Origin of the sequence: Clostridium sp. SHJSY1 (assembly GCF_031626875.1) — a bacterium.
In the GTDB taxonomy this organism is placed as follows: domain Bacteria; phylum Bacillota; class Clostridia; order Clostridiales; family Clostridiaceae; genus Clostridium.
This window is the reverse complement of record NZ_JANDMF010000032.1, coordinates 1-14,474: the sequence shown is the minus strand read 5'-3', so window position 1 is coordinate 14,474 and position 14,474 is coordinate 1. Positions and strand designations below refer to the sequence as shown.

The window sequence follows — 14,474 nt, the reverse complement described above, 5'->3', positions numbered from 1 at the left end:
AGGTGTATTATATGACAGTTGGAACTCAAATGCAACAAGCAATAGCTGGTATTCAAAGTGCAGCAGCTACAATGAAAACTTTTGCTTTAGAAACTCAAGATAAGCAAGCAAAACAACAATTTCAACAAATTGCAGATCAACTTGACTGCTCACTTGAAACATTAAAACAAAGACAACAATTTATAGAGGAACAAGAACCTCAATATAAGCAAAAATAGGAACTTGCAAATTTTTATTGCAAGAGAATAGAGAGGAATATATCCTCTCTATCACTTTATATTTTAAACATTAAATTTGCTAGCTGCTACTGTTATATCTTCTGATATTTTAGCTTGGCTTTGAGATGCCTTTGACACCTCATCCATAGAGGTTGTTATTTCATTTACCTTTCTTAATATATCTTCAGAACTTGTTGCTGATTCAACTGTAGTTGAAGATAAAGTTTCCATTGCAACAGATACTTGATCTATAACAATTTTCATTTGTTTGGATGAATCAGCTATATCACTTGCCATATTATTCACAAAATCTGCATCCTTTTCATATTGAATTCCTACATTCATAAGAAGTTCATAACTTGGTTTTACTCCAGTTTCAAGATAGTCTAAAACTTCTTTACCACTATTTGATAAATTAGAAAATGCTAATTCAATTTTACTTACCATATCTTGAATATTTGAAACTGCTTGTGAAGATTGCTCTGCAAGATTTCTTACTTCATCCGCTACAACAGCAAAACCTTTACCCATTTCTCCAGCTCTTGCAGCTTCTATAGCAGCATTTAATGCTAGAAGATTTGTTTGTTCTGCTATATCTCCAATAGAATCTGCCATTACAGTTATATCTTTTACAACTTTCCCTTCATCTATTGCATTTAAAATATTTAATCTATTCTTTTCATATATCTCGTTACCCTTTTCTATATTCTTAGTTGCTTTTTCTCTAATTTCCTTTGCTCTTTCCTTAATTTCAATGGCTGACTTAAAGCTGTCATTAGCCTTATTAGTTAAGATATCAGTTTCATTTGCTATTTCTTCAGTTGATGCTGTAATTTCTTGTGTTGTTGCACTTAAATCTTGAATACCTCTAGTTATATATTCAGTAGATTCATTAACTACATCCATACTTGAAGATACTTCTTCTGCAGTAGCTGATAACTCTTCACTAGCAGCATTCATATTACTAGTCCCATTTATTATTTCTGATAAGAGCTCCTTCATATTGTCTTTTGCCTTGTTTAATGCCTTGGCAAGATCCCCTATTTCATCTTTTGAATCTATCTCTACATCTTTGGTTAAATCACCATTTCCTAGATCTTCAGCAAATAAAAGTGCTTTCTTTATTTGCTTTGATATAATAATCGCTATAAATGATCCTAATATCATTGCAACTATAAATCCAAACACTGCTATAGATATCATTATTAATTTAGCTCTATTGTATGTATCTACATTTGATGCAGATATTAAATCCGCTTCTTTTACTGCATTATCATTAAGCGTTCCTAATCCTTCAAATAAAGTAGCTCTAGCACTTGATGCTGATGAAATTGATTTTTGAGCTTCTCTTAATTCTCCTGAAGCCCCTAAACTAGTAACTTTTTTTGCCATATCTAAATATGTTTTTGAGGCACTTTCTATCTTTTCAAATGTTTCTTTATCATTTTGCCTATCTTCTTCACTCTTGTTCTGTCTTACCCCTTCATTTTCACTTTTTACACTCTTAAACAATTCATTAATTCTTCCTGTTAAGTCATCTACCTCTTTAACTATTTCTTCATTCTCACCAGAATCTTTTCTTTCCTTATAAGCCATCTTAATTAATGCTGTTCTAACATCAGAATTTTATTCATATTGTTTAATCCAATATATCCTACAACTCCAATAAATAAGGCTAAGAAAGTAGTTAATGAAATAAATTTTGCCCTCATCTTTAAATTATTAAGTAGTTTTATCATTTGTATCCTCCTGTTTTTCGAATCAATCTTTAGTAATAATAATTCTCATACCAATTTATCGTAATGAATTCAAAAATCTTAACTATAAAATTTTCACTTCAAATCTCTTATGTTTAAATCGCAAAAAATTAAGGCTCCAAACATATTTTTCTGAAACCTAAAAATTTTATTTTATTGTAGTGCTTGAATTAAATTTAACCTTTTGTTATAATTTATAAGCAAACAGCAAAATTGCAGTTATTTTGTCAAAAAAACGGAGAAAAAAAACATATGAAGAAAAAACTTATTTCTATTATTTCAGTTATTATAGTTCTTTTAAGTACACTTTTTATGGTATCTTGTGCTCCAAGTAAATCTGATTATGAAGGAAACTGGATTGCAATAAGCGAAGAGGATGTAGAAATTTCTATTTCTATAGATTCAAATAATAAAGCTTCAATTGCCTTAATCGGTGATGATGGTACCCTTGATGGAAAGTTTGAAAATGGAAAAATAACATTCCCAGCTCTTGAAGAAAACCTTTCAATTACTTATGAAAATGGAGAAATTAACTTCCAAGGATTTGGAGGATACTCAGAAGCATTTAAATTTAAGAAAAAATAACTAGAACATGTTTCAAAATTACCTATATAGTAATTTTGAGACATGCTCTTTTTTTAATTTATCAATATATATCCTATGGGGAAACAACAGTTGATGTTCGTCCTATTCCATTTGCAGCATCTGTCAATCTTGTCCATGTGCCACAATTTACTATTCCATTTACATTTATCCCCTTCGCTTTTTGAAAAGCTCTAATTGCATTTTCTGTATTTACCCCATATACTCCATCAAGTGCTACTTTATAACCTAATGCATTTAATGCATCTTGTACTATAAAAACATAATTTCCTTTATTTCCTATAACTATACTTGGAAATCCACCTGCTGAACATGCAGGAAGCCCAAAACGATCATCAACATGCACCCATGTTGGTGTCAAAGACTTTGGTTCTACATAACTCCAAACCCCTGCTGCACTTGCAAAATTTCTAAGCCTATCCCTGTCTGTTGAATTTAGCGTTTGTCCCATATCAAAAGCTGTTCCTGCATAATGCTGAGACTGATCTGAATGACCACCCTCCCAGATTCTTTTAAATGCATAACCTACATATATTGGTCTACCCCATGAACGTCTAAAAACATTCCATGAATCAACAGTTTTTCTATTGGTCCACAAAACACTAGATTTTGATGATCCTCTGAATTCTCCAACAGTTAATGTAGTTCCTATACTATATGGTACAGGATCATATTCATTTCTATAATATTTTTCTATCCTATTATAGATTTCATTATAAATATATACTATAGCCAAAAGTCTTCCTCCAAAAAAAACAATTCTCATTTCATAATATGAATTATTCACTTTTTAGTTCAACCTATTTTTATGAAAATCATCTTTATATTTATCATATGGTATTTCACCCTTAACTAACTTTTCAATAATTCCTATATCTAAATTTTTATTTTCAATATCATATTTAATTTTTTCCAATTCCTTTGTATCTATTTTGCAATTAGCATACCTTTCAAGAAGTAATGGTATATATGAATTTGTATATTTTATATCTTGAATTATAGATTTTCTCTCCATATATTCATCTACATCAATAATTCCTGATGCATATTTTTCTTTTAATATATCAATTAATTTTATTATAAAAGGACTTGGTGTTGACTTCTTCCTTAATAATAAATATATTAATACACTAAATACTATTAAAAAAAATATCAAAACATAAAACCCATAAAACCCCATCCTCATATGATAACTCCGCATCATATTATACTTCCTCCCCATCATTTATAATTGGTAATGATACTATTATCTTTGTTCCTTCTCCTAACTCACTTTCTATATTTAATTCACCATTCAAAACTTTCACTAACTTTTTTGCTATTGAAAGCCCAAGTCCAGTTCCTTCTACATTTGCTCTTCTAGATTTATCTGATTTGAAAAAACGATCTCCCAAATACTTAATATCTTCTTTAGGAATTCCAACTCCATAATCTTTAATTTCAATATAAATATTTTTTTTATCTTTATATGTAATTACATCTAGTCTTCCTTCAACTTTTGAAAACTTAATTGCATTGTCTAAAAATATAATAAGTAGCTGTTTTAATTTATTATAATCACTCATTAAATTAAGCAACTCATTTGAAAGCAACAATTGTAAATCAATATTTTTTTCTCTTATTAGCACTCTAAGACTTCTTAATGTATCATTTATTAGCATATTAACATCAATCTTTGTAATCTCTGTATCTATGTTCCCTGATTCTAATTTACTTAAGTTTAATAAATCTTTAACCATTCTTTCAAGTCTATTGGTCTCTTTTATAATGGTACTACATACTTCCATTATATCTTCTGGATTAATTATGCCATCTAGAATTAACTCTAAATTTCCTTTTATAATAGTTAATGGAGTTCTAAATTCATGTGAAACGTTTGATACAAAATCTTTGCGCATTTGCTCAAGTTTCTCTTTCTCAGTTATGTCTTGAATAAGAATTACCCAACCTAATATATCATTAGAACTACTTTTTATTGGTGATATAGTTAATTCTAATGTTTTATCTTCATATTTCTTAATTACAGATTTTCTCTCACTTATAATTTCAAATTGTGACTTAATCTCTATATTTGATAGTATCTTCAATACTTCATTCTCTGATCTAATTGAAAGAATATTTTTAGCTGACTTATTTATATTGATTAAATTAAATTCTAAATCTAGAGCTAAAATACCATCACTCATACTTTTTATAATATTATTTAACTTATTTTTTTCTTCTGACAATTTTTCAATAGTATATTTTAGTTTTAATGATAACAAATCAAAAGAACTTGATAACTCACCTATTTCATCCTTTTGATATATATTTGTTTTTATTCCATATTGTCCTCTTGCAAGTTCTAAAGCTGCATTATTTATCTTCATTATTGGTTTAGAAATTCCTTTTGAAAAATAGTATCCTATAATACCAATAATAATTATTTCTCCAAATAATATTTCAATTAAATGAACAAAAAATTTATTCATAGAATTTGATAAATCACTTATTGAAGAATTAAGCATTACCACTCCACTAATCCTATTATTATTTTTTATTGGAGTTAATATTGTAATCATTTCTTCTTGATAGTAAGAATTGTACTGTTCCAGCTCTTCCACTTCTCCATTTAAAGCTTTATCTATAGCACTGGAATAATCTTCTTTTACATTTGTATCATCAATAAAATTAACATTTCTATTCTGATTCTCTCCTGCTGTTATAATTTCCTTGTCAGTGTTAATAATCCAAATTTTTGAATTATCAATTACTCCTAATAAATTTATAATTTTCACAAACTCATCTCGATTAGCAGCTTCATCAACATATGGCTCAAGTGTTTGTGATATAGCTAAAGCATGTTTTTTCATATTATTTTTTTTAATTTCATATATATTATTTTTAAATGTATTTAATGAAATTAATCCTAATATAAGTGTTGATATTATGACTATTGATAAGAATCCAACAGTTAACTTGAATGTAATATTTCTTTTAATCATCTTTTACCTCAAATTTATATCCCATTCCCCAAACAGTTTTAATATCCCAACTCTGTTCACTATTTAATTTTAATTTTGCTCTTATTCTTTTTATATGAGTATCAACTGTTCTTGGATCTCCAAAGTAATCTATCCCCCATATATTATCTAGTAAATCATCTCTCTTTATCATCTTGTTTGGGGCACTTGCAAGCATCCACAAAACTTCAATTTCTTTTTTTGTAAGGTTAACATCATTTCCATCTAATTTAACTGAATAATTATCAATATCTACTTCAAGTGAATCTAATTTAATTAAAGATAATTTATTATTTTGAATTGGATTAATTCTTCTAAGTATTGCTTTTATTCTTGCTATAACTTCGCCTGGACTAAATGGCTTTACAATATAATCATCAGCTCCTGAATCTAAACCTAGAATCTTATCTGCATCCTCACTTTTAGCAGTTATCATTATAATTGGAATATTGGATTGTTTTCTAATTCTATTACAGACTTCTATTCCATCCATTAAAGGCATCATAATATCTAATAAAACTAACTCAGGATTATAATGTTTAAACTTTAGCATTGCCTCTTCTCCATCAAGTGCAAATATCACATTGAAGCCTTCTTTTTCCAAATAAGGCTTCAAAATTCTAATAATTTCCATGTTATCATCAGCTATTAAAATACTCTTTTCTATTTTTATCACCCTCTTTAAATCCTTTAATATATATCTAAATTTTATCAGTTATATTAATTAAATTTGTGTCTTAAATATGTCTTATTATTTCACACTTAGGACACTTTTCAATTTAAAATTTGTTTTATCATTTTAGTATGCCCAACAAATTCAAAGCAAAAACGAGGAGGAATAAAAAATGAAAGGTAAAAAATTAATTTTAGGATTAGCTATAACTCTTACAATGGGATTAGGAATAACAGCATATGCAAGTAATGACTCTAATAACGCTACTCAATCAAATTCTACTACTGTTAGCTCTCATCAAAAAGCAGGACTTAAAAGAGCTACTGGTATGAGAGGATACGATTTTACTGAATCTATATTAAAGAATAAACTTGGTATGACAGATGAAGAAATATCAAATGGATTAAACTCTGAAAAGACAGTTTATGATTTAGCTAAGGATAAAGGTATGTCAGAGTCTGACTTTAAGGCTGCTGTACTTGAAGAAAAAAACAAGGCTATTGATAAAGCTGCTACCGATGGAACTATAACTAAAGAAGAAGGAGATTCTATAAAAGAAACTTTAAAGAATAACGCTGAAAATTGTATAGGGGTTCCTGGTGAAATGAGAAATCAAAATGGTAATGGAAAAGAAAGACATATGTCTGGAGGTATGAGAGGTACTGGAAACTGCACTAATGAATAATTATCTAAAGATAAATTTGATTTGAAGTGCTTCAGCTGGCATTTTCCCAGCATATTCTAAAGAATATATATTCTCAAGAATATTACCATATATATGGTGAAGAATATTTCCATATATATGGTTTCACTTATTTAACTATATACAAATATGTGTCCAAACTTCTATCCAAAGCATTTGAAACAATTTTCAAAAAATCTTCTAAATTATTCTCTATACTTGCAGATTCAAGAGCTTTCATATATTCATCTCTATCCTCATTTCTTATTATTGTTATTGGATATCCATTTCTCATCAAAATTAAATTCATTAAAAGTCTTGCTGTTCTTCCGTTTCCATCTATAAATGGATGAATATAAACATATCTAAAGTGGAATTCTGTTGCCAACTCTATTGGATGTATTTTATCTTTGTTTCCACTATACCACTCTAATAATTCTGTCATTTTTTCTTTTACTAAATAATGTTCCACTGGTCTATGCTTACTACCACTAATCAAAACATTGCTTTGTCTATACTCTCCAGCATTTTTATTGTCTATACTTTTTAATATTATATAATGAAGATTCTTAATTACCCCCTCTGATATGTTTAAATTCTTAATTACTATATCTTCAATATAATCTATTGCTTCTTTATGATTAATTACCTCAAGATGCTCTCTAAGACTTTTTCCTTTTCCTATGGTTAATCCATCTTCAAGTATTACTTTTGTTTCAGTTATTGTTAAAGTATTTCCTTCAATCGCATTAGAATTATAAGTTAATTCTACATCAAAATATTTTTTCAAGTTATTTAATGCTTCTTTATCTAAAGGTCTTTTACTATCTAATAATTTCTTTTTTCTATCTATTTCTAAAAACATAACTTCACTCCTACCTAATATGATTATGTCCATTTAAGTTAAATATATCACATTCTCTTGTGAACTTAACAGTTTTAATACATTTTTATTTTGTTACTTTTTTTAATCCTATATATCCCCAATATATAATTGGTATTGGAAGGATATAATACACATTTATTGATACTACTTCTATATTTTTCAACAAAAATGTTAATACATATAGTATTATAAAGCCTAGACTGAAACTACATACTATAATAATCTTTTTCCATTTAAATATTTGCTTTTTTGTAATATCAAAACTATTTTTACAGATATAATTTACAATAGCTATGCTTAAAATAATAATTAGAAACTCCTGCATTAACATATCTAATGTATAATCATAATTCAGATTGAAGTTACCTTTTATCATTTTAGGTAAATATATAGATATTAAATCTATAGTCAGCAGTATACAACTAGCTTGAATAAAAATTTTAAAACATTCTTTTAACTTATCAAATACAACTATTCTAGGATTCATTGCTAATATTATTTCATCAACAAACTTTTTAAAATCTTCTCCAATTGCACTTTCTATTGAATTTCCTTGCTCTTGGCAATCTAGAAATATTCTTAATATATCACTTATAACTTCTTCCTGCACTTCTTCGTTTAGCTTGCTTACTCTTAAATAACAAATCATTTCAAAATATATTTCATAATTCTCTTTAGTTAGGTTTTTACTAAATTCATTATTTTCTTTTCTTAAGACATCTACTTTACTCATTTTGAATTTCCTCCATAATTCTCAAATACCATATCTATACTATTTTTAAGCATATTCCAATTTTCATAAAAACTCTTTAGTTCTTCTTTTCCTAACTCAGTTAAGTTATAATATTTTCGTTTTGGTCCAAAGGCTGATTCTTTTTTTATTGAACTAACAAAACCATTTTTCTCTAGTCGTAAGAGTAAAGGATATATAGTTCCTTCACTAACTTCATCAAGTCCAAACTTTTTTAATCTTTCTGTTATTTCATAACCATATACCTCTTCATCACTAATGATCTTCAATATACAGCCTTCTAAAGTTCCTCTAAAGAATTGAGATTTATCTGCCAAGTTTTAATCACCTCTTTAACTATCTTGTACTACAAGTTACCTTAACTATATTGTACTGCAAGATAGTCTTTAAGTCAATAATTACCATATACAATTTAAAAAACACTTTTTGCAATATCATTAGCACTTATTCCTATGTGATTGATTAAAAATGCTTTATATAATATAAATAATCCAATTCACAATTTACAGAAATTAAATCTTATAAATCATAAAGGGGTATTGAAATGAGAGTTATATTTGAGAGATATCATGGTCTAGGTAATGATTATATTGTTTTAGATCCTAATAAAAATGGATTAAAATTAAATTCTGAAAGAATAAAATTAATTTGTCATAGAAATTTTGGAGTTGGTTCTGATGGAATCCTACTTGGTCCTATTTTAGAAGATGGCAAGATTAAATTGCGTATATTCAATCCTGATGGTAGTGAAGCTGAGAAAAGTGGAAATGGAGTAAGGATATTTTCAAAATATCTAAAGGATGCAGGATATGTAACAGGTAACTCTTTCACTTTATCTACTTTAGGTGGAGATGTTGAAGTTCACTATTTATCTAAAAGTGGAGATTTATTAAAGGTTTCAATGGGAAAAACAACTTTTTTAAGCACTGAAACACCAGTATCTGGGCCTGCTAGAGAAGTTATTGATGAGCCTATGATTTTTAATGATAAAGTATATAAATCAACATGCTTATCTATTGGAAATCCACACTGTGTAATCCCTATGGACAATATTTCAAAGGAACTTGCATGTGAATTAGGTCCATATGTTGAAACTTCTAATAACTTTCCAAATAGAATAAATATGCAACTATTAAAGGTTTTAGATAGAAATAATATTCAAATTGAAATTTTTGAAAGAGGTGCTGGTTACACACTTGCATCTGGTAGCAGTAGTTCAGCTGCAGCAAGTGCTGCTTATAGGTTAGGACTTATTGATAATAAGGTTACTGTTCATATGCCAGGAGGAAATCTTGATATAGAAATAAAACCTGATGGCTCAGTATATATGACAGGTCCAGTAAAAACTATTGGTTCAATAAGCTTATCTGATGAATTTATAAAAGAATTAATACAATTTTAAGTAGGGAGATTTATACAGGTATGGTTAGTATAGCTAGAATATCTACTAATGATTTAGAAAGCTTAGCAGATTTATATAAGGAACTTTTATATGTAGAAGCAAATCTTGAAAAAATGAAAAATACCTTTCAATGGATAGATTCAAATGATAATTACATTTTATTAGGAGCACGAGATGGCAACAATAATTTAGTTGGTTCTATACTTGGTATTATATGTCAAGATATTATTGGTGGTTGTCGTCCATTTATGGTTATAGAAAATGTAATAGTTAAAAGTAACTTTAGGAATCTTGGAGTTGGAAAGATTTTAATACAATATCTTGAAAATTATGCTCTCAAAAGAAATTGTTCTTATACCATGCTGGTATCATCATCTTATAGAAAAGAATCTCATAAATTTTATCAAGCAGTAGGATATGATATTGATGCTGTCCAAGGTTTTAAAAAATATCTATAAATAATACCACTAGAAAATATTATATTGAACTGCACCCCTTCTAGTGGTATTTTTCTATTTACATTTATTATAGACTTTTTCTTCCCACCAGCCAAAAGCTACTCTACCTTCAGCAGTTTCTTGTGTTTCTGGAGTTGATAAAAATATTAAAAAGTTTCCACCTTCACCAATCATTATTTTCCCATTTTCACTCTCCACTAATGTTGTTTCAGACTGAGCTCTCCTAACAAAAGCTTTTATTCCTCCTGTAGGATTTCCAATAACATTAGATGCATATTCTAATTTTACCTTTGGCTTAGGTGCTGGCTTAATAACTAAATTTGTAGGAGTTATAGGAGCTTGTTTAACATCAGATTTAGGTGGACTTGCATTAAACCAAAATTGTGCACGAAAAGTTGATCCTAAAACATCTGTTACAGTCCATACATTTACATGTAAAATAACCCCTGAGCCTATAGGATTGTACAATCTAGCCCAAGCACTTGTATTATTGCTTCCAAAAGTTAAATTATCAGCATATCCAATAAAGTATTTTCCAAGTATAGATTCATATAATTCAATTGGAGTACTAACATTTTTCAAAAGTGGTTCATATATATTTCTATAAATTATATCATTCATTGAAATTCCCCCTCTATTCATTATATTTTTATAGTTAACATATGGTGACAATATGACTTTAGAGACATAAAAAAAGACTAAGAAACCTAATTCTTAGTCCAATGTAACTATATAATATATTTTATTTCTTTATTTACAAATAACTCTTCTATTTCAGTTTTAAAAAATTCTTTTATTTCACCTAAATCTTCTTTACCATATACATACTTTCCATATCCAAATTGTCCAAATTTGAATTTACGCTCCTCATCTTTCATAGGCAAACTACTCTCTGGAAATACTTCAAGAATTCGATTCTTAGCTATTGTTGTATATCTATGAGATATAACTTCAAATGTTACTGGATACTTTAAATCACTTGGAAGTTTATCCTTTAATTCTAATAATAATTCATGATATTCTTCTTTCCAATTAGGATAAATAAAAACTGGTGCAATTAAATATCCCATTGGATATCCCGCTTTTGCTGCCTTAAAACTTGCTTCTAATCTTTTATCACGAGAAGCAGTAAAGTTTTCATATTGATTTATAACATGTGATGTATTTATGCTAAATCTTATTTCTGTATGCCCATTATGCTCCAGATTAAGCAATGAATCTACATCATTATATTTTGTTACAAATCTAAATCTAGAATTTTCATTATTGCCAAAAAACAAAATAGCTTTTTCTAGTGAATGAGTGTAAGCTTCAACTGGTATAGGGTCAGATGTAGCAGCTCCTTCAAATATGGTTGTCTCAGGTAATCTTTCTTCTATATATTTTTCAGCTTGATTTAAAATATCATCCATATTAACATGTACTTTTACAAAGGGTTTATCTCCCAATTGTGTATTTAAATAGCAGTATTCACATTGACCCATACATCCTGATACTAATGGTAATTGATAATGAGCAGATGGCTTACATGATTGAAACTTTAAACTCTTCTTTGTCCCAACAACTAAAGTTTTCTTGCCTTCTCTATATTGAGAAAATAAATTTTCTCCTGGAATATGTTCTTTCAATCTATTTGAATTCAAGTTTATAATTTCAACATTAGGTTTATCTTTAAATTCTTCAAAAATTCTTTTAGATACATCATATTCTAATGACCCTTTTTCAAAAATAATTCTTTTAGGTTTAAACATAATTTCTGCTCCTTTTTGTCATCATAGTTTTTCCTATAGAATTATTATTTACTAAAGCTAATTTAATATTATACTAATTAAATGCTTTATAAAAATCCCCTTCTTTATTGATAATATTATCCACTTCATTAAATGGTATTGTGAAAGTTACAAATCCTGCTGCATATGGCCCTATTTCATATGGAGGAAAATATATATATATATTATTTTCATCAACATAAAAATCTTGATCTGCCTTTATGCTCTTAAAAGTATCTGGAAAGACATAGTCATACTGCTTATCAGTTTTTATCATATTATCAATAATTTTATTTATTTCTCCAACCCAATTTACTCCTCCTATAAATAAATCTCCCAATTCATAAAACTCACCTGTAGCTAAATCTATATTAGGAGTCTTTCTATATGGCATTCCATGCGCAGCATGAAAGAAATAATAATATCCTGAAATATCAATAACTAATAAGCTATTCTTAAAAAAATTCACTGTAAAATCTCCATAATAGTTATATTCTAGGACATCCTCTGTTTTAATATCTGTATTACTTATGGTTCCATCACTATTATTAGGTTTGAAATATGACATTTCCTTTAGTTTTATATTTATTTTATTTTCAACTTTTTTATTTGATGCTTCATTAACTTCTGGATAATATATTAAATAATTTATATTAGGTTTATATTTAATTCTTGTGATTGAATACTTATTGCCAAGCTCTATAGTCTCATTAGGTCTATAAATTATTTCTCCTGATTTGCTTAAATAATATGGAGAATAATCTATATTAGCTAGTATTATGTTATCTTTAATCTTTAATTCTCCACTTCCCTTAACTGTAGGTAGCTTTTTATCTTTCTTTCCATTCTCATCTATAAAAAATGTATACAAACTATCTGATGCATAATCTACTCCATTTTCATAATTACCTACTTCTAAATATTCAAAATTTGTTAAGGTCTTACCAGTAGTATCTCCTATAGCAAATATGCTTGAACTTATATTATTCTCTCCCCCTAAAGGCATTCCTAATGCAACTTTTCCTTCTCCTAAATATTTTATTTCACTATAAATAGGTGTAAAGATATACTTTCCATTTGTATTAATAGCACCATATTTAAAATTGTTTGGCTCTTCTGTACTTACTACTGCAATTCCACCATTAAATCCTGTGGCAAACTTGTAAACTGGCTTAATTACTACTTTTCCTTCTTTATTTATATATCCGTAAGAATCATCAAAAGATTTAGTAAAAACCATTAATCCATCACCATACTGGCTAACATATTCATAATCATAGGTATTAGTAACTTTTCCTGTTTTATCTATTAAAGCATATTCATTCTCTTTAATCTTAACTAATGCTACTCCATCTTTAAATTCATTTGCTGTTAAATATTTAGGAGACACTATTTCATTGCCATCTTTATCTATATATCCATAGTAGGATTCCTCATTCCTAGTTATGCTTACAACTGCCATTCCTTCATTAAATTCACTGATGTAATTATAATTTTTTTTAGTAATTATATTTCCCTTTTCATCAATAACTCCAACTTTATTATTTAAAACATACACAGCACGACCTTCTTTAAAAGGTGTAATACTCTCATAAATAGGATTAATAACATAATCTCCTTTAAAGTTTATTGCTCCTGTTAAATCATTTTCTTCAACTATAGCTATTCCATATTCATTAAAATCATAAGCATTTTTATACTTAGGCTCTATAATAAAAGTTCCTTTTTCATCAATGTATCCATAAACTTTTCCTGATATAATATTTTTTAAAGCAGGATATAGCTTAACTTTAATTTTTTCCTCTCTTAACTTCATTGAATACTGCTCCTAATTTATTTATGATTATTATAGTATTCTATTTATTTAATTATTGTTATTATGTTTTTAATTATAACAACAAAGAAGTCACCTCTCCTGAGGTGACTTCTTCTATATATACTGCAAACGATAAAAAAATATTACTTGCTCCTCTTAGGTGGGAATCTAATTGTAAGCTATGGGTTAACTTACTTGAAGCAAGAGGTTTATTACCATGACTTTATTATAGCTTTTCTTTATTTATTAAACTAGATATCTTTAGTCCCTTTTTTTATAGGACTCTTGTCCTAATAACCTAATTGAGTATTTTGATAAAAACTCTTGTGAATTTTTTAATATATAATAACAACAAAGAAGTCATCTCTTTTGAGATGACTTCAGACCGTTGACAAAAGAGATATTTTCATTCCTGAAAATATCTCTTTTGTCTTTACTTTATAAAAACATATAAATT

At 27.8% G+C, this 14,474-nt stretch carries 17 protein-coding genes; 5 read left to right on the top strand and 12 right to left on the bottom strand.

Annotated elements, in window-relative coordinates; all coding sequences use genetic code 11:
* Positions 1–11 precede the first annotated feature (11 nt).
* Positions 12–218, top strand: a complete 207-nt coding sequence (locus tag NNC19_RS14660) for a DUF1657 domain-containing protein (protein ID WP_310939410.1) — start codon at positions 12–14, stop codon at positions 216–218.
* Positions 219–281: 63 nt separating this feature from the next.
* Here NNC19_RS14660 and NNC19_RS14655 read toward each other — a convergent pair whose 3' ends face one another.
* A complete protein-coding gene (locus tag NNC19_RS14655; protein ID WP_310939409.1) occupies positions 282–1,814 on the bottom strand; it encodes a methyl-accepting chemotaxis protein in 1,533 nt (510 codons plus the stop codon).
* Positions 1,815–1,819: 5 nt separating this feature from the next.
* Positions 1,820–1,957, bottom strand: coding sequence for a hypothetical protein (locus NNC19_RS14650; RefSeq protein ID WP_310939408.1), 138 nt, complete (start codon positions 1,955–1,957; stop codon positions 1,820–1,822).
* Positions 1,958–2,227: 270 nt separating this feature from the next.
* On the opposite strand from NNC19_RS14650, the gene NNC19_RS14645 reads away from it, so the two are divergent.
* Complete coding sequence (locus NNC19_RS14645) at positions 2,228–2,560, top strand: hypothetical protein (protein WP_310939407.1); 333 nt, start codon at positions 2,228–2,230, stop codon at positions 2,558–2,560.
* Positions 2,561–2,633: 73 nt separating this feature from the next.
* Here the strand turns inward: NNC19_RS14645 and NNC19_RS14640 are convergent, their stop codons facing one another.
* From NNC19_RS14640 to NNC19_RS14625, 4 genes are read right to left on the bottom strand one after another with little or no spacing between them, the layout of a single operon-like run.
* Positions 2,634–3,314: a peptidoglycan-binding domain-containing protein gene (locus NNC19_RS14640; RefSeq protein WP_310939406.1), complete on the bottom strand. Its 681-nt coding sequence runs from the start codon at positions 3,312–3,314 to the stop codon at positions 2,634–2,636.
* Positions 3,315–3,368: 54 nt separating this feature from the next.
* Entirely contained in the window at positions 3,369–3,782 is a 414-nt protein-coding gene (locus NNC19_RS14635) for an SHOCT domain-containing protein (protein ID WP_310939405.1), read from the bottom strand.
* A 1-nt stretch (position 3,783) separates the two neighbouring features.
* Complete coding sequence (locus tag NNC19_RS14630) at positions 3,784–5,562, bottom strand: ATP-binding protein (RefSeq protein WP_310939404.1); 1,779 nt, start codon at positions 5,560–5,562, stop codon at positions 3,784–3,786.
* Entirely contained in the window at positions 5,555–6,247 is a 693-nt protein-coding gene (locus NNC19_RS14625) for a response regulator transcription factor (protein ID WP_310939457.1), read from the bottom strand. Before NNC19_RS14625 ends, NNC19_RS14630 begins: the two co-directional genes overlap by 8 nt.
* Positions 6,248–6,425: 178 nt before the next feature.
* Here NNC19_RS14625 and NNC19_RS14620 point away from each other — a divergent pair, with 178 nt between their 5' ends.
* Positions 6,426–6,938, top strand: a complete 513-nt coding sequence (locus tag NNC19_RS14620; protein ID WP_310939403.1) for a hypothetical protein — start codon at positions 6,426–6,428, stop codon at positions 6,936–6,938.
* Between the two features lie 127 nt (positions 6,939–7,065).
* On the opposite strand, the gene NNC19_RS14615 is transcribed toward NNC19_RS14620, so the two are convergent.
* The 3 genes from NNC19_RS14615 to NNC19_RS14605 all read right to left on the bottom strand — a co-directional run bounded on the left by NNC19_RS14615 (position 7,066) and on the right by NNC19_RS14605 (position 8,889).
* Positions 7,066–7,800, bottom strand: coding sequence for a Fic family protein (locus NNC19_RS14615; RefSeq protein WP_310939402.1), 735 nt, complete (start codon positions 7,798–7,800; stop codon positions 7,066–7,068).
* Between the two features lie 85 nt (positions 7,801–7,885).
* Positions 7,886–8,554: a hypothetical protein gene (locus NNC19_RS14610; RefSeq protein ID WP_310939401.1), complete on the bottom strand. Its 669-nt coding sequence runs from the start codon at positions 8,552–8,554 to the stop codon at positions 7,886–7,888.
* Complete coding sequence (locus NNC19_RS14605; RefSeq protein ID WP_310939400.1) at positions 8,551–8,889, bottom strand: PadR family transcriptional regulator; 339 nt, start codon at positions 8,887–8,889, stop codon at positions 8,551–8,553. Before NNC19_RS14605 ends, NNC19_RS14610 begins: the two co-directional genes overlap by 4 nt.
* Positions 8,890–9,116: 227 nt before the next feature.
* On the opposite strand from NNC19_RS14605, the gene dapF reads away from it, so the two are divergent.
* Together dapF and NNC19_RS14595 are read left to right on the top strand one after the other, a co-directional pair.
* Positions 9,117–9,974, top strand: a complete 858-nt coding sequence (gene dapF / locus NNC19_RS14600; protein ID WP_310939399.1) for a diaminopimelate epimerase — start codon at positions 9,117–9,119, stop codon at positions 9,972–9,974.
* Between the two features lie 20 nt (positions 9,975–9,994).
* Positions 9,995–10,432 (top strand): GNAT family N-acetyltransferase, encoded by a 438-nt coding sequence (locus NNC19_RS14595; protein ID WP_310939398.1) that lies wholly within the window; start codon positions 9,995–9,997, stop codon positions 10,430–10,432.
* A 54-nt stretch (positions 10,433–10,486) separates the two neighbouring features.
* On the opposite strand, the gene NNC19_RS14590 is transcribed toward NNC19_RS14595, so the two are convergent.
* From NNC19_RS14590 to NNC19_RS14580, 3 genes are all read right to left on the bottom strand, one after another.
* Positions 10,487–11,053: a DUF6143 family protein gene (locus tag NNC19_RS14590; protein ID WP_310939397.1), complete on the bottom strand. Its 567-nt coding sequence runs from the start codon at positions 11,051–11,053 to the stop codon at positions 10,487–10,489.
* A gap of 107 nt (positions 11,054–11,160) precedes the next feature.
* A complete protein-coding gene (gene splB, locus NNC19_RS14585; protein WP_310939396.1) occupies positions 11,161–12,183 on the bottom strand; it encodes a spore photoproduct lyase in 1,023 nt (340 codons plus the stop codon).
* Between the two features lie 73 nt (positions 12,184–12,256).
* Entirely contained in the window at positions 12,257–14,017 is a 1,761-nt protein-coding gene (locus NNC19_RS14580; protein ID WP_310939395.1) for a WG repeat-containing protein, read from the bottom strand.
* Positions 14,018–14,474 lie beyond the last annotated feature (457 nt).